The sequence below is a fragment of the Bradyrhizobium sp. genome (assembly GCF_049798375.1).
GTDB lineage: Bacteria > Pseudomonadota > Alphaproteobacteria > Rhizobiales > Xanthobacteraceae > Bradyrhizobium.
In genome coordinates, this window is record NZ_JBARGP010000346.1 from 1 (window position 1) to 20,606 (window position 20,606).

Annotated in this window: 17 protein-coding genes and 1 tRNA gene; 12 read left to right on the top strand and 6 right to left on the bottom strand. The window is 63.1% G+C overall.

The window, feature by feature from the left end:
• Both WA702_RS14520 and WA702_RS14525 read right to left on the bottom strand, forming a co-directional pair.
• The coding region (locus WA702_RS14520; RefSeq protein ID WP_425111228.1) for a hypothetical protein at nt 1-199 on the bottom strand (199 nt) is incomplete at its 3' end.
• Nucleotides 200-453: 254 nt separating this feature from the next.
• A tRNA-Ser gene (locus tag WA702_RS14525) sits at nt 454-547 on the bottom strand.
• A 790-nt stretch (nt 548-1,337) separates the two neighbouring features.
• Here WA702_RS14525 and WA702_RS14530 point away from each other — a divergent pair.
• The 3 genes from WA702_RS14530 (at nt 1,338) to WA702_RS14540 (ending at nt 5,539) form a co-directional block, all read left to right on the top strand.
• The gene (locus WA702_RS14530) at nt 1,338-2,876 is read left to right on the top strand and encodes a porin (protein WP_425111229.1); all 1,539 of its coding nucleotides are present in this window, start codon (nt 1,338-1,340) and stop codon (nt 2,874-2,876) included.
• A gap of 317 nt (nt 2,877-3,193) precedes the next feature.
• On the top strand, nt 3,194-3,943 hold the full coding sequence (locus tag WA702_RS14535) for a Crp/Fnr family transcriptional regulator (RefSeq protein ID WP_425111230.1): 750 nt from the start codon (nt 3,194-3,196) through the stop codon (nt 3,941-3,943).
• Nucleotides 3,944-4,477: 534 nt separating this feature from the next.
• On the top strand, nt 4,478-5,539 hold the full coding sequence (locus WA702_RS14540; RefSeq protein ID WP_425111231.1) for an alpha/beta hydrolase family protein: 1,062 nt from the start codon (nt 4,478-4,480) through the stop codon (nt 5,537-5,539).
• 15 nt (nt 5,540-5,554) lie between these two features.
• Here WA702_RS14540 and WA702_RS14545 read toward each other — a convergent pair whose 3' ends face one another.
• Nucleotides 5,555-6,052, bottom strand: a complete 498-nt coding sequence (locus WA702_RS14545) for a MarR family winged helix-turn-helix transcriptional regulator (RefSeq protein WP_425111232.1) — start codon at nt 6,050-6,052, stop codon at nt 5,555-5,557.
• A 425-nt stretch (nt 6,053-6,477) separates the two neighbouring features.
• Between WA702_RS14545 and WA702_RS14550 the strand changes: the two genes are divergently transcribed.
• Together WA702_RS14550 and WA702_RS14555 are read left to right on the top strand one after the other, a co-directional pair.
• Nucleotides 6,478-7,968, top strand: coding sequence for a porin (locus WA702_RS14550; protein WP_425111233.1), 1,491 nt, complete (start codon nt 6,478-6,480; stop codon nt 7,966-7,968).
• 745 nt (nt 7,969-8,713) lie between these two features.
• Complete coding sequence (locus WA702_RS14555; RefSeq protein ID WP_425111234.1) at nt 8,714-10,207, top strand: porin; 1,494 nt, start codon at nt 8,714-8,716, stop codon at nt 10,205-10,207.
• Between the two features lie 156 nt (nt 10,208-10,363).
• Here the strand turns inward: WA702_RS14555 and WA702_RS14560 are convergent, their stop codons facing one another.
• Nucleotides 10,364-12,637 carry a lytic transglycosylase domain-containing protein gene (locus tag WA702_RS14560; RefSeq protein ID WP_425111235.1) on the bottom strand — a complete coding sequence of 758 codons (2,274 nt, stop codon included), beginning with the start codon at nt 12,635-12,637 and terminating at the stop codon, nt 10,364-10,366.
• Between the two features lie 248 nt (nt 12,638-12,885).
• On the opposite strand from WA702_RS14560, the gene dapA reads away from it, so the two are divergent.
• The 4 genes from dapA (at nt 12,886) to WA702_RS14580 (ending at nt 15,553) form a co-directional block, all read left to right on the top strand.
• Nucleotides 12,886-13,776 carry a 4-hydroxy-tetrahydrodipicolinate synthase gene (gene dapA / locus WA702_RS14565; protein ID WP_425111236.1) on the top strand — a complete coding sequence of 297 codons (891 nt, stop codon included), beginning with the start codon at nt 12,886-12,888 and terminating at the stop codon, nt 13,774-13,776.
• 57 nt (nt 13,777-13,833) lie between these two features.
• On the top strand, nt 13,834-14,250 hold the full coding sequence (mscL, locus tag WA702_RS14570; protein WP_425111237.1) for a large conductance mechanosensitive channel protein MscL: 417 nt from the start codon (nt 13,834-13,836) through the stop codon (nt 14,248-14,250).
• A 1-nt stretch (nt 14,251) separates the two neighbouring features.
• Entirely contained in the window at nt 14,252-14,725 is a 474-nt protein-coding gene (gene smpB, locus WA702_RS14575) for an SsrA-binding protein SmpB (RefSeq protein ID WP_425111238.1), read from the top strand.
• Nucleotides 14,726-14,977: 252 nt separating this feature from the next.
• Entirely contained in the window at nt 14,978-15,553 is a 576-nt protein-coding gene (locus WA702_RS14580) for a peroxiredoxin (RefSeq protein WP_425111239.1), read from the top strand.
• 168 nt (nt 15,554-15,721) lie between these two features.
• Here the strand turns inward: WA702_RS14580 and WA702_RS14585 are convergent, their stop codons facing one another.
• Together WA702_RS14585 and WA702_RS14590 are read right to left on the bottom strand one after the other, a co-directional pair.
• Nucleotides 15,722-16,429, bottom strand: coding sequence for a uracil-DNA glycosylase (locus WA702_RS14585; protein ID WP_425111240.1), 708 nt, complete (start codon nt 16,427-16,429; stop codon nt 15,722-15,724).
• A complete protein-coding gene (locus tag WA702_RS14590) occupies nt 16,410-17,042 on the bottom strand; it encodes an NYN domain-containing protein (protein WP_425111241.1) in 633 nt (210 codons plus the stop codon). Before WA702_RS14590 ends, WA702_RS14585 begins: the two co-directional genes overlap by 20 nt.
• 423 nt (nt 17,043-17,465) lie before the next feature.
• Here WA702_RS14590 and rpoZ point away from each other — a divergent pair, with 423 nt between their 5' ends.
• From rpoZ to WA702_RS14605, 3 genes are all read left to right on the top strand, one after another.
• Entirely contained in the window at nt 17,466-17,858 is a 393-nt protein-coding gene (gene rpoZ, locus WA702_RS14595) for a DNA-directed RNA polymerase subunit omega (RefSeq protein WP_006612728.1), read from the top strand.
• Nucleotides 17,859-18,027: 169 nt separating this feature from the next.
• A complete protein-coding gene (locus WA702_RS14600; protein ID WP_425111242.1) occupies nt 18,028-20,325 on the top strand; it encodes a RelA/SpoT family protein in 2,298 nt (765 codons plus the stop codon).
• An 84-nt stretch (nt 20,326-20,409) separates the two neighbouring features.
• On the top strand, nt 20,410-20,606 hold a 197-nt coding region (locus WA702_RS14605; RefSeq protein ID WP_425111243.1), incomplete at its 3' end, for a pyridoxine 5'-phosphate synthase.

Consider the following 20,606-nt stretch of genomic DNA (forward strand, 5'->3'; position numbering starts at 1 on the left):
GCGGATTGGTGCGACCGGCGGCCTGTCGCCATGATAGAGATGTCTGCCTGCCTTCGTCTCTCGCAGGCAGAACCTCGATCGCCCCGATGAATGCTTCCTGCCAGCGGTCCTGTTCGAGGCCGTCGCGTTGCGAAAGCGCGTTTTCTGCAGGGAAGTACTCCCACAGCCAACGGCTGTTGCTGGTGTTCGTTCCTTCCACAGTCTGTCTATGGCAGCATTCCAAGGTCTATTCTCGGTGTCCGCAAGCGGACTCAACGAAAGTCGGGCAAAGACACGCCGACTGCCGAATGGCGCAAGCGACGGCTCGGGCCGCCGCCGTCGGGTACAGTTCACGTCCTTGAGCCCTAACAAAGTCGCCACAACCCTGACGCGTTCTTGCGTCGGCGAAAGCCGCCTCAAGCCGCGGATCGGCCTTTGGCTCTGATGTTGGGCTAAGCGCTTGAAAAGAGAGGCTGGCGGAGACGGAGGGATTCGAACCCTCGATAGGCCTTTACAAGCCTATAACGGTTTAGCAAACCGCCGCCTTCAGCCACTCGGCCACGTCTCCGGCTCCGGTCGGTATGCCCGACGACGCGGCGAGCCGCAAGCGGCAGATTGAGGACGCACAGAAATCCTCGCTCTCCATTGCTGTGAGGGAGGCGAGGGCGGAGAGATTTGCGCTTCGGCCTCATCGATCTGGACGCCCAGGCGGGGAGGCCGACGCGCCATTGCACCCCTCTCTATGATGCGTGTCTGTAACGCTTGATCGCGTCGGGTCTTGATCCGCGCTTTGCACCAGCGCGTCCGAATCGTGCCGCGGCACAAAGCCGACACATCGGAGAATGAAGGGATCCGGCCGGTGCCGCTGCCCGTCTGCAGGCGAGGTCGTCCACCCGCGATTCGACGTCCGACGTGCTCCGCGATCCGATCCATCCCGGCGGAGGCCCGGTCAGAGGTAAGTCGTTCCATCCGAGCCTTGGTTGCGTGCGCTTCGGTCCGGAAAAACCGGCTTCCCGAAAATTCCTACGAAAACAAAAGCTTGTGAGAGGATAACCAGTAAAACCCTCGTGTTATTTGTGCAACACCGTTTTGAAAACGCGCCCCGGCAGGGCCGCGCAAGTGGTTCCTTTGTTGCGTGTGCAATCCCGTTCGGTAATTCTGCCCCTGCGACGAAGGGGGGCATCCCGACGTCGTCCCGTTTAGGTCGTTCGCTCAAGTCCCTCGCGTGATGCGGGTGTGTCCGATGGCGCGAAGCGGCTGAGCTGCGGGTCGAAGGGGTCAAGGGAACCAAACCTCAAGGGTGTCTCACACCCGGCGGAGCCGGAACCTTCCCTGATTGAGCAACTTGGAGGTTTAACATGAACGTGATTAAGAGCCTTGCTCTGGGCTCCGCGGCGGCTCTGCTCGCTGTGGCCGGAGCGCAGGCGGCTGACTTGCCGATCAAGGCGAAGGCCGTTGAGTACGTGCGCGTCTGCTCGCTTTACGGCGCAGGCTTCTACTACATCCCCGGCACCGACACCTGCATCAAGCTGGGTGGCTATCTGCGTGTTGACGGTCTCGCCAATGTCGGCGGCGACTTCAGCCAGCAGAGCACCGGCGTCAACGCCGCCAGCAACCGCCTGACCAATTACTATCTGGCCCGTTCGCGTGAAGACTTCAACATCGACACGCGCACCGCGACCGAGTACGGCGTGGTCCGCACCTATGCCGACCTGACGTTCTCCTGGACCTCGGGCACCTACACCGGCATCGGCAATGGCGGCACCCAGTATTCGACTGGTTCGGCGAGCTCGGCCGGCCTGACCTCCGTCAACGGCCTCAGCAATGATGGCATCGCCGGCGGTTCGCTCGGTGTGTACTACGCCTTCATCCAGTTCGCCGGCTTCACGATGGGTAAGGCCGTGTCGCAGTTCGACGCGCCCTGGACCAACTACCCGGGCAACAACTTCGACGGTCTCGTCGGCGGCAGCGGCACCGTCACCGGTGTCAACCAGTTCGCCTACACCGCGGACTTCGGCCAGGGCATCACCTTGTCGCTGTCGGCTGAAGACCAGTCGCAGTATTACCAGACCTCGATCTGGAACGTCTCGGGCGCCTCGGCGGCCGGCATCGTCGGCGGCTCTTATGGCGTCAGCAACTACGGCGGCACGCGCTCTCCGGACTTCATCGGCGCCCTGCGCGTCGACCAGGCCTGGGGTCTGTTCCAGTTGTCGGCGGCAGCGCATGACAACCACGTCGGCTACTACGGTGCGAGCGAGGCCACTGGCCATCCCGGCGACAAGTGGGGCTGGGCCACTCAGGCATCGTTGTCGATCAAGAACATCCCGACCGGTCCTGGCGACACCATCAACGTCCAGGGCGTCTACACCAACGGTGCGAGCCGCTACAACTTCCAGAGCCTGAGCCCGACCTCGTACTCGCTGTTCAACAACGGCGGCGTCGGCTTCGCCGGCCTTGGCGATGCAGTGTACGCCGGTACGTCGGCTGCCACCGGCACCGGTCTCGAGCTGACCTCGACCTGGGGCTTCCGCGGTGCCTTCACGCACAACTGGAACCCCTACTGGAATACGTCGCTGTACGGCGCTTACGCTGGCGTCCGTTACGACGGCGCTGCCAAGGCGCTGATCTGCACCAGCGCGGGTATCACTGGCCTCGGCATCACCGCGGCCAACTGCAACCCGAACTTCAACATCGCCCAGCTCGGTACGATCACCCGCTGGACCCCGGTGAAGAACCTGACCTTCTCGGCTGACGTGGCGTGGACCCACCTCGACCAGAAGTACTCCGGCACCGCGACCTACGGTGGCTCGAGTGCGACCGCCGTTCCGGCCGGAACCTATGCTCTGAAGGATCAGGACACGGTCAGCCTGCTGATCCGCGCCCAGCGCAACTGGTAATCGGGTCACCCGACCTCGATTGAGGGAAACCCCGGCGGGCAACCGCCGGGGTTTTTGTTGCTGATGTGGAGCCATTCGCGCTGGCTTTCCCGGACCCCGCGGGACGTCGTCCCCCGGTACGGCGAAGCGATTCGCTCCGTTAAATTGCAGGTCCGCGCGCTTGCAGGGAATGCGATAATCTTCCAATAAGCCGTCAGGAGCACTCGCTTCGACTGTTGACACGTGATGCAGCTCAATCGCCACCAAAGAGCGAAGAGCAAATGGGGACGGAGTTTTGTCGCAGGATGTCTGAATCCGCTTCGACGGCGCACATCGCTATGGCGTCATCTTCCGCATCTGTCGTGCGCAACATGCTGCTGGCGACGCTCCCCGATGCGGAATTTGCGTTGCTGCGCCCTCATTTGAAGCTGGTACGGCTGCGGCGAAACGCAATCCTGCACGATGTGCTCAGCTGTCCCCAGCGGGTGTATTTCATCGAGAGTGGATTGATTTCACGCGTCGTGAGCATGGCCAGGGATGGCGGAGCGATCGAGGTCGCCTGCATCGGGCGCCACGGCTTCATCGGGGTCTCGGTCGTGCTCGGCACGATGCAGGCGATCCAGCGCACCGTCGTCCTCGTGCCGAGCATCGCGCTGACGATCGAGGCGGAGCGGCTGCGCCTGATTCTCGCCGAGCGACCGGCGATCAAGGAGCACCTGCTCAAATATGTTCAGCTCCTGATGACACTGAAAGCCCAGGTCGCGCTGTGCAACGCGAAGCACGAAATCCCCGAGCGCGTGGCGCGCTGGTTGCTGCGGGCACAGGAGCTCTGCGACAGCGATGAGTTGCCGGTGACGCATGCTCAGATCGCGAGCGCGCTCGGCGTGCGCCGGGCCGGCGTCTCGCATGTGCTGGCGGACATGGGGGCGGGCGGCCTCGTCGCCTGCGCCCGTGGCTCGCTTCGGATCCGCGACACTGCCGGCCTGCGGCGACGTGCCTGCGAATGCCATCGTGTGGTGCAGGATCGACTCCGGATGTTCTGTGATCTGCCGCAGCACGCTCATGATCTCCCAGAGCTGCTGCCCTAACGGCGGCCGGGCTGCTGCGACTCGCATGCAGAAGCCGGCGCGTTTCATTGGAACCCCGGGCCGCCCACTTCTGCGGAATCTCTCTCCGGCCCCGGGGATTTTTTGCATGAAATCATCGGCTTATAATTAAGTGCGCGAGTTCGGAGAAAACATGTTGAAAATATCTTAGTTACTAAGGTAATGTTTGCTTATGCCGCCGCCCTGGCGACCCGGCATCTCAGAGGAGACAGAATCTTATCTGATGTTAGACCTCCGAAGCCTCCAGCGATGCCCCGCTGGGGGCTTTTCGGCTTTTTGGGGCTCCGAATCTGCCAGAACCTTCGATATTCGAATCGAATCGGTCTGAATGCTGCTTGGGTCATCGTGAACCAGCGCAAGAATATTGCCGGGAATGTCCGCTATCGTACAAAAAAATATCTCGTGATCACTTGACGGTAAATTCCCAGTGAAGTCACATTGCGCTTGCTGGTTGTGGAGCATGAGAGTGATCTTGCCATGCGGTCGGGAGAGTTTCTGAAGACATGCAGTCACTGGTTGGAGCGGGACGACCTCTCCAGCGAGTTCATGCGGCTGTTGGGATCCGTGCCTGACGCGAGTCCGGATATCGGCGAATGTCTCGCAGCGGCGCAGCGCATCGACATCGATGACGAGAATTCCTGGCACCGTGAATGGGCCGTGATGGCGCATCAGGCGGGCCAGGTGGCAGAGAGCGCCATCAGCCGCGGCTGCGCGGAGACGGCCATGGCCGGCTGGCTGCGCGCGATCGCCTATTATCAGGCTGCGGCGTTCCCGTTCGAGGGCGACGATTCGCGTGCCCAGGCGATGGTCGCCCGGATGCGCACCTGCGCGCGCGCCTTCCTGCACTGCCGCGATCCGCAGGGCGAGGTCGTCATGATTCCGTGGCGTGCGGACTATCCGCTGCAGGGCTATTTTCTGCCGGCGCGAGGCGAAGCGGGCGAGGCGCCGGCGGTGCTCTGCGTCAGCGAGCCCGGCCAGCGCAAGGAGTCCTGCCTACCCAAGCTGGCGCATCTCGCCATGGAGCGCGGATTGTCGCTGCTGGTCGTCGATCTGCTTGGCGCCGACAGCGGCGAAGGCTTCGCCGATATCGTCGGCAGCCGCGAGCTCGAATCGGCGATCGGCTGCGCGATGGACTATTTGACGGACCGAGACGATGTCGACGAGCACCGGATCGCCATCCTTGCCGACGAATGGGGCTCGTCCTTTGTCGCGCGCGGAATCGCGCTGGATCGGCGCTATGCCGCAGCGGTCTGCGATGCCGGGCTCTGGGACATGCAGGAGCGCGCGTTTTTGGCCGGTTATTCGGCCGCGGCAGGTGCCGCGATCGACATCGGCAGCACAAGTCGGGTGGCGCGTCGAATCATGTGCCCGGTCCTGGTGGCGCTGCGCGAGCAGGGCTGGCTGCAGCCCGATCATGTCGCCAGGCTGGTCGCAGAGATGAAGCAGGACCATCCGGACATCACGCTGAAGTTGTTCGCCGGCGAGCAGGGCGGTGCGGACAATCCGGCTCCTGGCAACGCCTTTGTGTTCGACTGGATCGCGGCGCGCCTGAGCAAGGCGCGGCGGCTGTGGAGCTGACGTCGCCGCGTCGGATCAGATTCCGAGCGTGACCTTCATGCAGGCCTTCTCGATTCGCGTCTTGAGCGCGGCGAGCTTCTCCGTGAAGACGGCCAGCGACTGCTCGTCGAATTCCTCGAAGATGAAATCATTGATCGCGTTCTGCTGCGCCTCGAGATTGGCGAGCTGCTTGTAGGTCTTGTCCGTCAGCGACATCTTGACCACGCGCGCATCCTCCGGCGCGGGCTTCCTGCGCATGAAGCCTTTTTTCTCGAGCAGCTTGGACTGCGTCGTGACGAACGACGAATCGACGTGCAGCCGCTTCGAAACGGCATTGACCGGAATGCCGTCGCCTTGATCGAGCTCCGCGACTGCCATCAAAATCATCCATTGCGGCCCGCTGACGCCGAGCGCCTTGGCCCAGAAGTAGCGCAGCTCCTCCAGGTGAACGCTGATGGAGGCGATCTCCCAGGTGAATCGACGAGCGGCGTCGCGATTCTTGCGCGCCAATCCGACGTCTTGCGTTGATTGCACCGGGTCTGCAGGGCCGGACTGGGGGGAATTGCTAAGAGCCATGACTCGCGATCATATAACTGCAATTGTGACCCTAGTTTAAAAAAATCCATAATGAAATCACCCAACTAGGTTGGTTCTGGCAGGCATGTGCGGGGTGCAGGGACGGACAAACCCGGTGTTGCCGGCATGACACATTACGTCTGCATTCAATTACCTGATCAAATAAACTATTTTGATTACCAGAGATGCGAAGGCATAGTTCCTGACGACGGTGGGGGGTCACTCGATCGTCCCGTAACAGAGGTTTCGCTTAAGTCCCTCGCGTGATGCGGGTGTGTCCGATGGCGCGAAGCGGCTGAGGCGGTTTTTCGGATGGGAAAGTCGGATCGTCCTGGGGGATCTTGGTCCGGACCTTTCTCAAGAGGAACAACTTGGAGGTTATCATGAAGACGGTTAAGAGCCTTTTGTTCGGCTCAGCGGCGGGTCTGCTCGTCATTGGCGGGGCCCAGGCAGCCGACCTTCCGATCAAGGCCAAAGCGGTCGAGTATGTGAGGGTCTGCTCGCTCTACGGTGCTGGTTTCTACTACATGCCGGGCACCGACACCTGCATCAAGTTCGGCGGCTATCTGCGCGCTGACACCACGGTTGCTGCGGGCGACTACAGCTTCCAGCAGGGCACCCAGGGTGCGAACAACCGCATCTCCAACTACTGGTTCAGCCGCGCTCGTATGGACATGACCATCGATACGCGCACTGCCACCGAGTACGGCGTGGTCCGCACCTACGCCGACTTGGTGTACACCTGGACCACCGGCAACTACACCGGCAGCCCGACGTCCACCTACGCGGGTGACGGCATCGGTGGTGCCACGCTCGGCGTCTACCATGCCTTCATCCAGTTCGCCGGCTTCACCTTCGGCCGTACGGTCTCGATCTTCGACGCACCGTGGCAGAGCTATCCGGCTGGCGGTCCCGATACGCTTCCGGGCGGTTCGAACCACGTCACCGGCGTGAACCAGGTTGCCTACACCGCCGACTTCGGCCAGGGCATCACCGGTTCGATCGCGCTGCAGGATCCGACGCAGTACGACCAGTCGAACCTGTGGAACACCACTGGCTTCGCGACGGGCGCTGCTGCTGCTGCTGCTCTCGTGTCTGGCACCTACGGCACCAACGATTGGGGCGGGACGCGTTCGCCTGACATCGTCGGCGCGGTGCGTGTCGACCAGGCCTGGGGTCTGTTCCAGTTGTCGGCTGTCGCGCATGACCTGCACGCTGCCTACTACGGCGCCACTGAGCTGTCCGGTCATCCGGCGGACAAGTGGGGCTGGGCGGTTCAGGGTTCGTTGTCGATCAAGAACATCCCGACCGGACCTGGCGACTCTCTGAACCTGCAGGCGGTCTACACCGACGGTGCGACCCGCTACAACTTCCAGAGCCTGTTCCCGCAGAGCTTCTTCATGTTCAGCGGCAGCGGCGCTGGCGCCTACCAGAGCACCGGCTTTGCTGGTCTCTCTGACGGCGTCTTCGGTGTTGGCACAGGCATCGACACCGTCAAGACCTGGGGCTTCCGCGGCGGCTTCACCCACAACTGGAGCCCGAACTGGGCGTCGGGCATCTACGGTGCTTACGCCAACCTGAGCTACGGTTCGACCGGCAAGGGCCTGATCTGCACGAACTTCGCGCTGGTCGCCAATCCCGGTTCGACCTGTAACCCGGACTTCAACCTGGCTGCCATCGGCACCAACGTGGTCTGGACCCCGGTCAAGAACCTGGCCTTCACTGCCGACGTTGTCTGGACCCATCTGGACCAGAAGTACTCCGGCACGATCACCAGCCCGGGCATTGCTTCCGTCGCCAAGCCGGCAGCCGTGTATGAGCTGAAGGACCAGAACTCGGTCAGCATGCTGCTCCGCGCTCAGCGCAACTTCTGATCCTCGTCCTCTGACGACCATCGAACAGACCTCCGGCAGGCAACTGCCGGAGGTTTTTGTTTGTGCTGATCGCTGACGAGCGTTGCGGGCGACAGACACGGTTCTTTTCCAACTGAAATGCCCTTCGCTTCCGCTTGGGCGCGTTCCGATCTCTCCGGAGCATTGCAGCAGCGAAATCGTCCGACATTGCGGAGAGTTCGTGGGCCGCCCGTGCTCATCTGATTTCGGTTTCGCGTTGAGCTCGCGGCAGCCGTGCCCAAAACTTGCGGCCGGCCACGCCAAAGCTGTGTCACGGCCGGGGCGCGCCAAATTTGCTGCGCCCACCGGGGTCGGGCGCATCGAACCCGGCATTGCTGGCAATGGACCGGACCACGACAGGCGGCGGAGCCCGAAATCTCACGGCATGGCGCGTCTTTTGCGAAGATGATCGCGCACGCGCGTTTGCCGTCCCTCAACCGAGTGCAAAGCCGGCCACCGGAATAGATCGCGACAAATCCAGGAAATATTGACGTCGCACCGCAGGCAGCACCGCGCCCGGCAGAAGGCACGCGTCAAACCTGGCTTCTGCCGCGTCACGATAATGGTCCGATAAAACACTGAAAGCGCCCCGCGATCGTTGCGACCGCAACGTGAATCGCCGTCATCGTGCGGGGCGTAGGTGATCGTACCGGCGCTGCTCGGCGGCGAAGCCCGGCATCGTGATCCCTGGCGTGAGCAAGCGTAAGCGAGCAGTTTGGAGGTTGGAATGAAGACGGGGAAGAGCTTTATAGTTGGCTCGGCAGCGGCGATGATGCTCGCTGCGGGTGGAGCTCAGGCAGCCGATCTGCCGATCAAGGCCAAGCCGGTGGAGTATGTGAAAGTCTGCTCACTCTACGGCGCAGGTTTCTATTACATCCCCGGCACCGACACCTGCCTCAAGATCGGTGGGTATCTGCGCGCCGAGACTGCTTTTGCGAGCAACGCAATCTTTCAGAATGCGACCAACGGCGCCGCCGGCGCCAACAATCGCCTCAGCAACTATTATACGAGTCGAGCGCGTGCTGATCTGAACGTCGACACCCGCACTGCGACCGAATACGGCGTGGTCCGCACCTTCTTTGAAGGTGTATTCCAATGGACTACCGGCGGCGTGACCGGCTCGTCACCGACGACCTATACCGGCGACGCGATCGGCGGCGGCACGCTCGGGGTGTTCTATGCCTTCATCCAGTTTGCGGGCTTCACCATGGGCAAGGCGGTGTCGCAGTTCGATGCGCCCTGGACCAACTATCCGGGCAACAATTTCGACGGTCTGACCGGCGGCGGCGGTACCGTCACCGGCGTCAACCAGCTCACTTATACCGCCGATTTCGGGCAGGGCATCACGGCGGCGGTCTCGCTGCAGGATCCGACGCTGTACACGCAGTCCAATCTCTGGAACGTCTCGACGCAGACGGCCGCTGGCGTCGTGACCGGCGCGTATGGCGCCAGCGATTTCGGCGGGACCCGTTCGCCCGACATCGTCGGCATTGTGCGCATCGATCAGGCCTGGGGCCTGTTTCAGGCGTCCCTTGCCGCGCATGATAACCACGCCGCCTATTTCGGCGCGACGGAGATCACGGGACATCCGGCTGACAAATGGGGCTTTGCCGGTCAGCTCGCTTTGTCGATCAAGAATATCCCGACAGGCCCTGGCGACACGCTCAACGTTCAAGGCGTTTATACCAACGGTGCGAGCCGCTACAATTTCCAGAGCTTGGCGCCGATCAACTATGCGATGTACGGCGGTAGCAATCTCGCAGGGGCGTTTCAGAGCCTCGGCTTTGCCGGCGTGTCCGACGCCGTTTTCGCCAACGGCACTCAGCAGCAGTTGACGACGACCTACGGCTTCCGGGGCGCCTTTACCCACAATTGGAATCCGTTCTGGAATACCGCGGTGTATGGCTCCTGGAGCGCCGTCAGGTACAACGCGACGGCCAAGGGCCTGATCTGCAACGGCGCCGGCTTCGTCGAGCTGGGAATCGCGGGGGCGAACTGCAATCCGGACTTCAACATTTCCACGCTGGGCGTGATCACACGCTGGACCCCGGTGAAGAACCTGACCTTCTCGGCGGATCTGGCCTGGACGCGTCTGGACCAGAAATTTGCCGGTACGGCGACCGCGCCTGCTGTTGCGGCAATAGCCAAGCCGGCGGCCGTCTACCAGCTCAGGGACCAGGATTCGGTCTCGCTCCTGATGCGCGCCCAGCGCAATTTCTGACTCTGAGGGCGAATGGCGAATAGGGAGTAGCGAACAGTAGGAGTAGCGAGTAGGGGAGCACGAAGCGGCGCTTGACAAACCGAGCTCGTGCTGCCTCGCTATTCGCTATTCGCTATTCGCTATTCGCTATTCGCTATTCGCTATTCGCTACTCGCCTCATTCGACCGTCGCGCCCCGGCGCAGATCGGCCTCGATCTGGAGCCGTGACGAGCCGCCGAAGCGGGCACGATAGACCTGCAGATTCTCCATCACCCGCTGCACATAGTTGCGGGTTTCGGAGAACGGAATCAGCTCGACCCAGTCGACCGCGTCGACCTTGGGATCGCGCGGATCGCCGTAGCGATCGATCCATTTCTTCACGCTGCCGCGGCCGGCATTGTAGGCCGCGAACGTCATGATGTAGGAGCCGCGATAGTCCTCGAGCAGGCCGCCGAGCTCGGCGGCGCCGAGCTGGGCGTTGTAGACCGGGTCGGTCTTCATCCGGTTGAGGTCGAAACCGACGCCGGCGCGCTTGCAGACATAGCGGCCGGCATCCGGCGTGACCTGCATCAGGCCATAGGCCTGCGCCGGCGACACCACGGCCGGATTGAAGGCGCTTTCCTGGCGCGCGATCGAGAACACCACGCTTGGCTCGACCTCGGGACCGATCTCGCGGAATGCCGGAACGCCGTTGACCGGATAGGCGTAATGGTCGAACGGCAGGCCGCGATTGAGCGCGGACTTGCCGACCAGCAGCATTGCGCGTGCATCGCTCTGCCGCGCGGCGATCTCGGCAAGCCCCAGCAGGACCTCCGGGTCGCCATTGTCGCCCATGTCGGCGAAGATCGGGATCGCGATCTCGCCTTCGTCCAGATCGTAGAGCAGCTGCACCGCGCGCACGACCTCCAGCCGCTCGGCGTTATGGCCGCGTCCGGCCAGCGAAGCATTCAGCGCAAGCTGCGGCAGGCCGAGCTTGGCGCGCGCGAGCTGGCCGTAATAGCTGGTCGATTGCTCGGCGGCGGCGTTGTAGGCCGCGCGTGCCTCCTGCATGTGGCCCATCGCTTCCGCGGCGCGGCCCTGCCAATAGCCGGCGCGCGCCAGCGTGGTCGGGTTGACGCTGCCGACGCCGATCCGGGCGAAGTGGTGGGCGGCGGTGGCGGGGTCGTTGAGGAAGCGCAGCGCGATCCAGCCTGCCGTGAATTCCTGCTCGGTCTTGTAAATGTCGCGATTGGGCAGCGCGGCGTCCCGTGCGATCAGATAGGCGGTGCGGTACTCGCCAGTGTCGATCATCTTGCGCGCGATCAGGCGGCGCTCGATCCACCATTCGTCGACATTGTAGATGCGACTCGGATCCCGCGGCGCGCTCAGCATCAGCTGGGCCGCCTCCGCGTACTTCTCCTCGCGGCGCAGCAGCTGGATCTTGGCGAAGATGTAGCCGGCGTCGTTGTGCAGCTCTGACGGCACTGCTTCGAGCAAGGCGCGGCTGTTCGGCGCCTTGTGGTTGGAGGCGATCCGCGCCTTGGCCAGCGCGACATAGCCCGAGCCGAGCCGCTTGGCGGCGCGCAGCGCAGCCTCCTGCTCGCTGCCATAGAGCAGGGTGTCCATCCGCGCCTTGTGGTCGCCGCCCGACAGCAGCGCGCCGAACATGTCCAGCACCTTGTTCTCGGTTTCCTCCGACATCGCATCGTTGCGCCAGGCCTCCCGCACCAGCCGCTCGGCGTTGGCGCGGTCGCCACGCGCAAGCATGGCGCGGGCGAGCGAGAAGCGGCCCTTGGCCGACCGGGGCGATTCGGTCTCGAACCAGGACCACACCACCGAATCGTCGCGCTTGTCGTCCCACAGAGAGGCCTCGAGCCGCCGCCGCAGGAAGCTTTGGGATGGCCAGCCCGGATTGGCCGAGATGAAAGCGCGGTAGCGTTCGACGCTGGCGTTATTGTTGTCGCTGCGCAGGATGACCCATTCGGCCAGCTTGCGCGCCACCGGGTCCGAGATATTCGTTTCGACCTGGGTGGCGTCATCCGGCTTGTGCTTGCGCACCAGCTCGATCACGTTTTCCAGCGTGTCCTTGTCGCCTTGCGAGGTCGACGACGTTGCGGCCACCGCCGCCGGCAGCATTGGCTTGCGCGACGGCGGCAGGGCGGCGTGCTGTCGCGGCGCCGGCGGGATGCTCGCGGCGGCAGCCGGGATGGTGTCCCGTGCCGGAACTTTCCGGACTTCGCCCTTTGATTCTGTCTTGCTCTCGGCCTTGGCCTCAGACGCACCCTTGCTGCCGTCACCTGGCGCGGTTTTGGATGCGCCGCTGCGCGAGACCGGGCGTGGCTTCGGGACCGGAACCTTGTCCTTGGCCCAGGCGTCACCCCAGACCGCGACGAGGCTCACGGCGAGGGAGGCTGTCAACGACAACGTCAGGGCGGTCGATCGCAATGCGGCTGAACGGGCAAAGAGGGGCACGGCGTTCCTTCGCGGGGCTGGTGTTCAATCCCTATCGGCTTTGGTCTATCGAAAAGGTGAACAAATACTAAATGTGCCGAGGAATGATGCATTGTGCGCCAGCTCCGCGGCAAAATCACGACCGGAGGACGACGGGGTCTGTTGACAGGACTGGTTCGCGGACGGCGGCCCTTCCGCCGGGTCTTAAGACCCGGTATGAACACGCCTTCCGTGAAATCGGCGCGAAACCTGCGCTCGGGAGGAGTTTGATGGCGGCCAAGACCAATTTCCGAGGCTCTTTCACAGCCCTGGTGACCCCGTTCAAGAATGGATCGCTGGACGAGGCCGCCTTCCGCTCACTGGTCGGCTGGCAGATCGCGGAGGGCACTCACGGCCTGGTGCCGGTCGGAACCACCGGCGAGAGCCCGACGCTCAGCCATGACGAGCACAAGCGCGTGGTGGAATGGTGCATCGAGGAGGCCAAGGGTCGCGTGCCGGTGATCGCCGGTGCCGGTTCCAACTCGACCAAGGAGGCGATCGAACTAGCCGAGCACGCCGAGAAGGCCGGCGCCAATGCCGTGCTGGTGGTGACGCCCTATTACAACAAGCCCACGCAAGAGGGCATGTACCAGCACTTCAAGGCGATCAACGACGCCATCGGCATTCCGATCATCATCTACAACATCCCGCCGCGCTCGGTGATCGACATGTCGGTCGACACCATGAAGCGGCTGTTCGAGCTGAAGAACATCGCGGGCGTCAAGGACGCCACGGCCAGCATGGTGCGGGTGTCGCAGCAGCGGGCGGCGATGGGCGAGGACTTCAACCAGCTGTCCGGCGAGGACGCGACGATCATCGGCTACATGGCGCATGGCGGCCATGGCTGCATCTCGGTGACGTCGAACGTGGCGCCACGGCTGTGCTCGGAATTCCACACCGCCTGGCAGAAGGGTGATCATGCCACCGCGCTCAAGATTCACGACAAGCTGATGCCGCTGCACACCAATCTGTTCATGGAATCGAGCCCGGCGCCGATCAAATATGCGATGTCGCTGCTCGGCAAGATGGACGAGAGACTGCGCCTGCCGATGGTGCCGGCGTCCGAGCCGACCCGCGTCGCGGTGCGCGCCGCGATGATCCATGCCGGTTTGATCAACTGAAGCCGGCTGCTGCAAGCTGCGTTAGGATGTCCACGTGTTCAATTGAGGGGGATTGTGATGCTGAAGGAGTTTCGTGAGTTCGCGATGAAGGGCAATGTCGTCGACCTCGCGGTCGCCGTCATCATCGGCGCGGCCTTCGGCGCCATCGTCACCTCGCTGGTCGGCGACATCATCATGCCGCTGATCGGCGCGGCCACCGGCGGTCTCGATTTCTCCAATTACTACGTCCCACTGTCCGCGAAGGTGACCGCGACCAATCTGGCTGATGCCAAGAAGCAGGGCGCGGTCCTGGCCTACGGCAACTTCATCACCCTGACCCTGAACTTCGTGATCATCGCTTTCGTGCTGTTCATTGTCGTTCGCCTGATGAGCCAGCTGAAGCGGCATCAGGAGGCGGCGCCGCCGCCGCCCGCAAAACCGTCGCGCGAGGTCGAGCTGCTGGCCGAAATTCGCGACCTGCTGAAGAAAGCCTGACGTGGCTGACAAGAAAGAGCCCGCGATCAAGGTCGTCGCCGAGAACCGCAAGGCGCGGTTCAACTACGCGATCGAGGACACCGTCGAGGCCGGCATCGCGCTGACCGGCACCGAGGTGAAGTCGATCCGCCTCGGCAAGTCGACGATCGCCGAATCCTATGCCGATTCCAAGGACGGCGAGATCTGGCTGATCAACGCCAACATCCCGGAATATCTGCAGGCCAACCGCTTCAATCACGAACCGAAGCGGCCGCGCAAGCTGCTGCTGCACAAAAAGCAGATCAACAAGCTGCTGGGCGCGGTCGACCGCGAAGGCATGACGCTGATCCCGCTGAAGCTCTATTTCAACGAGCGCGGCCGGGCCAAGCTGCAGTTGGCCATCGCCAAAGGCAAGAAGCTGCACGACAAGCGCGAGACCGAGAAGAAGCGCGACTGGAGCCGCGAGAAGGGCCGCCTGCTGCGGGCGCGGGGCTGATCGAGTTCGGAAAGTAGTTGACGCGATGATCTCGATTGACGCGAAAGACGTGCGGCGAACTCGGTTCACCTCTCCCCAGCGGGGAGAGGTCGGATCGCGAAGCGATCCGGGTGAGGGGGCTCTGGCCTACGATGGACCGTAACCCCTCACCCGGATTGCATCCGACGATGCAATCCGACCTCTCCCGATGGGAGAGGTGGCCTCCGTTGCTTGGAAATTGATGCGACCTCACCATTATCTAGGGACATCGGCATGAACCAGAAGAGCCTGCAGGACGTCGACTGGAGCAAGATTCCGGCGCCGAACGATGACGGCGCGGCCGCGCATCTCGTTGGCCTGGCGATTCCGAAGGTCTCATTGCGTGCCACCGACGACACCATGGTGACGCTGTCGGCCTTGCAGGGCCGCACCGTCGTGTTCGGCTATCCGCGCACGGGCGAGCCCGGCAAGGTGGCGCTGGTGGAGGACTGGGACATGATTCCGGGCGCGCGCGGCTGCACGCCGCAGACATGCTCGTTCCGCGACCTGTTCGGCGAACTCAAGGCCGCCGGCGCATCTCAGGTGTTCGGCCTCTCGACCCAGAGCAACGATTATCAGATCGAGATGGCCTCGCGGCTGCATCTGCCATTTCCCGTGCTGTCGGACGAGAAGCTCGAGCTGACCCACGCGCTCGATCTGCCGACCATGGAGGTTGCAGGGCTCACCATGATCAAGCGCCTGGCGCTGATCGTGGATGATGCGCGGATCACGCACGTGTTCTATCCGGTGTTTCCGCCCGACCGGAATGCGGCCGACGTGCTGGCCTGGCTGAAGGACAACCGCGTCTAGGCCGCAGACGATGTGAGTCCGGTAGGGTGGGCAAAGCGAAGCGTGCCCACCATTTTCGAGGCCGGATACGCAGGATCGGCGAAAGCGTCCTTTTCCTGTGGGTGACGCTAGGCGCGCGCACCGTCTAACACCATGGATCGATGGTGGGCACGCTTCGCTTTGCCCACCCTACGAGATCTGGTCGAGATCCGCCTTCACCTTTGCGAACACCTGATGAAACATCTCGGTGGTCAGCACGCCGGTGTTCGTGTTGTAGCGCGAGCAGTGATAGCTGTCATAGATCGTCAGCTCGCCCGCCCGATGAATCGCACCATGGGCGAATTTCGTGGCTACTGCGCGCAGGCCGAACACCTTCAGCAGCGTATCGTGCGAGATGCGGCCGAGCGCGACGATCGCGCGCAGGCGGGGCATCGCGGCGATGGTGGCAGTCAGGAATTGTCGGCACTGACTGATCTCGGCCGGCAGCGGCTTGTTCTGCGGCGGCACGCAGCGCACCGCATTGCTGATCCGGCAGTCGACCAGCGCCAGCCCATCATCGGGACGCGCGAGGAATTGCCCCTTGGCAAAGCCGTAACGCAGCAGCGTGCTGTAGAGCAGGTCGCCGGCGTAATCGCCTGTGAACGGCCGGCCGGTCCTGTTCGCGCCCTGCAATCCCGGCGCAAGTCCGACGATCAGGAGCCGCGCACCCGCATCGCCAAAGGACGGTACGGGTGCGTTGAACCATGAGGGCTCACGCGCACGCTGCGCATTGCGGAAAGCCACAAGGCGTGGACAGAGCGGGCAATCGCGGTCGGGCGCCGTGGGGAGGGTGTGGGTGGTCCCGGATGCAACCTTGCCGGTCCCACTGCTCGCTTTCTCAGTCCTCGAAATCGTCATCGTTGCCGCCACGCGGGGCCACGGTGGTCGCGCGCTGCAGGAATTGCGGCGAGTGATGGCGCGGCTCGCGCGGTGCCGGACGCTCAGAGGGATCGCGGCCGAGCTTCGACTGCAGCTCGACGAGATCGGTGAAGACGTCGGCCTGGCGGCGGAGCTCGTCGGCGATCATCGGCGGTTGGCTCGAGATGGTCGAGATCACGGTGACGCGCACGCCGCGGCGCTGCATGGCCTCGACCAGCGAGCGGAAATCGCCATCGCCGGAGAACAGCACCATCTGGTCGATATGCTCGGCGAGCTCCATGGCGTCGACCGCGAGCTCGATATCCATGTTGCCCTTCACCTTGCGGCGGCCGGACGCGTCGATGAATTCCTTGGTCGCCTTGGTGACGACGGTGTACCCGTTGTAGTCGAGCCAATCGATCAGCGGACGTATCGACGAATATTCCTGATCTTCGATGATCGCCGTGTAGTAGAAGGCACGGAGCAGGGTGCCGCGGCTCTGAAATTCCTTGAGCAGGCGCTTGTAGTCGATATCGAAACCGAGCGTCTTGGCTGTCGCATAGAGGTTGGCGCCGTCAATGAAGAGCGCAATCTTGTTGGTGGAAGATGACATTCAGTTTCTCGCGTTGAATTGGGCTTCTGGTTTTTGGCGCGGCTGGAGCAGCCTGCGCATTTTCGCATTCAAGGTACTGCCAAGTCGCAAGGCCAAGTCGTACTGCCAAGTCGTACTGCCAAGTCGGATTGCCAAGCCGGACTGCCATGGCGCGCGGATCGTCCGGTGTAACGCTACCGCAAATGGGAGTAGTCAGGGTAACAAAGCTGCACTTCTGACGGCGCAATAAAGCGTTTTCTTGTCCAAAAGCCGCATTACGCCCATTCGGCCGCCCGAGGCCAGATAATTTCAGAACAGGGGGGCATCCGGACCGTGCTCAAAGGCAGTTGGCCGCCAGATAAACCTTGCGGAAAGCGATCGGTCCCTATAACTAGCCCAACATAATCAGCATATTAGGCACACAAAAGACCGGAGCGACGATCAATGGCGCGCGTCACCGTGGAAGATTGTATTGATAAGGTGGACAATCGGTTCGACCTCGTCCTGCTGGCGGCGCATCGCGCCCGCATGATCTCGTCCGGATCACAACTTACGATTGATCGAGATAATGACAAGAATCCCGTTGTGGCACTCCGGGAGATTGCGGATTCGACGATCTCCCCGGAGGACCTCAAAGAGGAATTGGTGCATTCACTGCAGAAGTTCGTCGAGGTTGATGAACCAGAGCCCGACACCGTGCCATTGATCGGCTCGGCCGGCGCCAGCGTCGATGCTGACGACACCGAGGTGGCAGTGGAACGGATGACCGAGGAAGAGCTTCTGAAGGGTCTCGAAGGCCTGGCTCCGCCGGAAGAGCAGCCGGAAGAGGACGAGTAACGACCTCTACGCCGCGATCTCGTTGATCTCGAATCAATTCAAGCAAATGCGAAGGCCCGGACCATGTCCGGGCCTTTGCATTTGCGGGTGATTTCGTGGTTACCATGTGCCGTGCGTCGCGCCTGAAACGGCCGATGCGTTCCCATTTCAGCACAGGGCCCCTTCATCCATGGCGGTTTCGCGCCAGAGTCCACCGCAAATACAGGCTGCGAGCGATTCGGTCGCCGTGGTGCCGCAGCAGCCTGTGCCGGCGCGTGCGAAGACGCCGCGGTCGCGGATGATGCGGCAATATGACCTCGTTGAGCGTGTCAGGTCTTACAATCCCAACACCAACGAAGATCTGCTCAACCGGGCCTATGTTTATGCCATGAAGGCTCACGGCTCGCAGACCCGTGCGTCCGGCGACCCCTATTTCACCCACCCGCTGGAGGTCGCGGCGATCCTGACCGACCTCAAGCTCGACGACGCCACCATCGTCGCGGCGCTGCTGCACGACACCATCGAGGACACCGAAGCGACGCGGGCCGAGATCGACCAGATCTTCGGCCATGAGATCGGCGCGCTGGTGGAAGGCCTGACCAAGCTGAAGCGGCTGGAGCTGGTGTCGCGCGAGGCCAAGCAGGCCGAGAACCTGCGCAAGCTGCTGCTCGCCATTGCCGACGATGTGCGGGTGCTGCTGGTGAAGCTCGCGGACCGCCTGCACAACATGCGAACCCTGGAATTCGTCCCCGAGGCATCGCGGCGGCGCATCGCCGAGGAAACGCTCGACATCTATGCGCCCTTGGCTGGGCGGATGGGCATGCAGGAGATGCGCGAGGAGCTGGAGGACCTGTCCTTCCGCACCCTCGACGCCGATGCCTACAATGTCGTGATGCAACGGCTCGACGCGCTCACCGAGCGCAACCGCAACCTGATCAGCGAGATCGAGAGTCAGCTCGCCAAGAAGTTCCGCGACAATGGGCTCAGCGCCCGCGTCATCGGCCGGCGCAAGAAGCCTTTCTCGATCTGGACCAAGATGGAGCGCAAGTCGGTCGGCTTCGAGCAGCTCTCCGACATCTTCGGCTTTCGGGTCATCATGCCCAACGTCGAGTGCTGCTATCGTGCGCTCGGCATCGTGCATACAACCTGGCCCGTCGTTCCCGGCCGCTTCAAGGACTACATCTCGACCCCGAAACAGAACGACTACCGCTCGATTCACACCACCGTGATCGGCCCCGGGCAACAGCGGGTTGAGCTGCAGATCCGCACCGAGGACATGGACCAGATCGCCGAACTCGGTATTGCCGCGCACGCCTTCTACAAGGACGGCATCGGCTCGCCCACTGAGCTTCTGAAGCGCGAATCCAACGCCTTTGCCTGGCTGCGCCATACCATCGGCATCCTGTCGGAGAGCGCCAATCCGGAGGAGTTTCTCGAGCACACCAAGCTCGAGCTGTTTCACGATCAGGTGTTCTGCTTCACTCCGAAGGGCAAGCTGATCGCGTTGCCGCGCCACGCCAACGTGATCGACTTCGCCTATGCGGTGCATACTGACGTCGGCAACAGCGCGGTCGGCAGCAAGATCAACGGCAAGTTTGCGCCGTTGTCCTCGGAGCTGCAGAACGGCGACGAGGTCGAGGTCTTGACGTCGGACGCGCAGTCGGCGCCGCCGTCGGCCTGGGAAGGGCTCGCGGTGACCGGCAAGGCACGGGCGGCGATCCGCCGCGCCACCCGCACGGCCGTGCGCGACCAATATGCCGGGCTCGGCCGGCGCATCGTCGAGCGGCTGTTCGAGCGCACCAAGTTGGAATACGCCGACGACAAGCTGAAGGGCGCGCTGCCGCGGCTGGCGCGCGCTTCGATCGACGACGTGATGGCTGCGGTCGGCCGCGGCGAGATCAAGGCCTCCGACGTCGCGCGTGCGATGTATCCTGATTATAAAGAAGAGCGGGCGGTGCGTTACGGCCCCAAGAAGGGCACGGCGCCGGCCGTGCCCGCGGCTGCCAAAGGCGCCACAGACACCCAGCGCGTGCCGTCGGCGATTCCGATTCGCGGCATCAATTCCGGTCTGCCGGTCAAGTTCGCGCCGAACGGCGGCGCCGTTCCCGGCGACCGTATCGTCGGCATCGTCACGCCGGGCGAGGGGATCACGATCTATCCGATCCAGTCGCCGGCGCTGAAGGATTTCGAGGAGGAGCCGGAGCGCTGGCTCGACGTGCGCTGGGATGTCGATGAGGGCACGCCGCAGCGCTTTCCAGCCCGCATCCGGGTCGAGAACGTCAACGAGCCCGGCAGCCTCGCCCAGGTCGCGACCGTGATCGCCGAGCACGACGGCAACATCGACAACATCAGCATGAGCCGCCGTTCGCCCGATTTCACCGAGCTGACCATCGATCTCGAGGTCTACGACCTCAAGCATCTCAGTGCGATCATCAACCAGCTCCGCGCCAAGGCCATCGTGGCGCGGGTCGACCGCGTGAATGGCTAGTCTGCCGCTTTGACTGCGGCGCCGCGCCCGAAGATGGGGTAGAGCTGTCGGGCTGCTTTTATTGACGTTCTTGCGAGTCCTTCGATGTCCAAAGCTCCGCCGCTCCGCCTCGGCGTCAACGTCGACCACATCGCCACCCTGCGCAACGCCCGCGCCGGCGCTACGCCCGATCCGGTGCGCGCCGCGCTGCTCGCGATCGAGGCCGGCGCCGACGGCATCACCGCGCATTTGCGCGAGGACCGGCGCCATATCCGCGACGCCGACATGGCGCGACTCAAGGC

Bases quoted from the DNA above. Each gene is read 5' to 3' on its own strand.
- WA702_RS14580 (WP_425111239.1), top strand. From the start codon at position 14,978: ATGAACCAGAAGAGCCTGCAGGACGTCGACTGGAGCAAGATTCCGGCG.
- WA702_RS14535 (WP_425111230.1), top strand. From the start codon at position 3,194: ATGGCGTCATCTTCCGCATCTGTCGTGCGCAACATGCTGCTGGCGACG.
- rpoZ (WP_006612728.1), top strand. From the start codon at position 17,466: ATGGCGCGCGTCACCGTGGAAGATTGTATTGATAAGGTGGACAATCGG.
- WA702_RS14530 (WP_425111229.1), top strand. From the start codon at position 1,338: ATGAACGTGATTAAGAGCCTTGCTCTGGGCTCCGCGGCGGCTCTGCTC.
- dapA (WP_425111236.1), top strand. From the start codon at position 12,886: ATGGCGGCCAAGACCAATTTCCGAGGCTCTTTCACAGCCCTGGTGACC.
- WA702_RS14555 (WP_425111234.1), top strand. From the start codon at position 8,714: ATGAAGACGGGGAAGAGCTTTATAGTTGGCTCGGCAGCGGCGATGATG.
- WA702_RS14600 (WP_425111242.1), top strand. From the start codon at position 18,028: ATGGCGGTTTCGCGCCAGAGTCCACCGCAAATACAGGCTGCGAGCGAT.
- WA702_RS14585 (WP_425111240.1), bottom strand. From the start codon at position 16,429: ATGACGATTTCGAGGACTGAGAAAGCGAGCAGTGGGACCGGCAAGGTT.
- WA702_RS14550 (WP_425111233.1), top strand. From the start codon at position 6,478: ATGAAGACGGTTAAGAGCCTTTTGTTCGGCTCAGCGGCGGGTCTGCTC.
- mscL (WP_425111237.1), top strand. From the start codon at position 13,834: ATGCTGAAGGAGTTTCGTGAGTTCGCGATGAAGGGCAATGTCGTCGAC.
- WA702_RS14590 (WP_425111241.1), bottom strand. From the start codon at position 17,042: ATGTCATCTTCCACCAACAAGATTGCGCTCTTCATTGACGGCGCCAAC.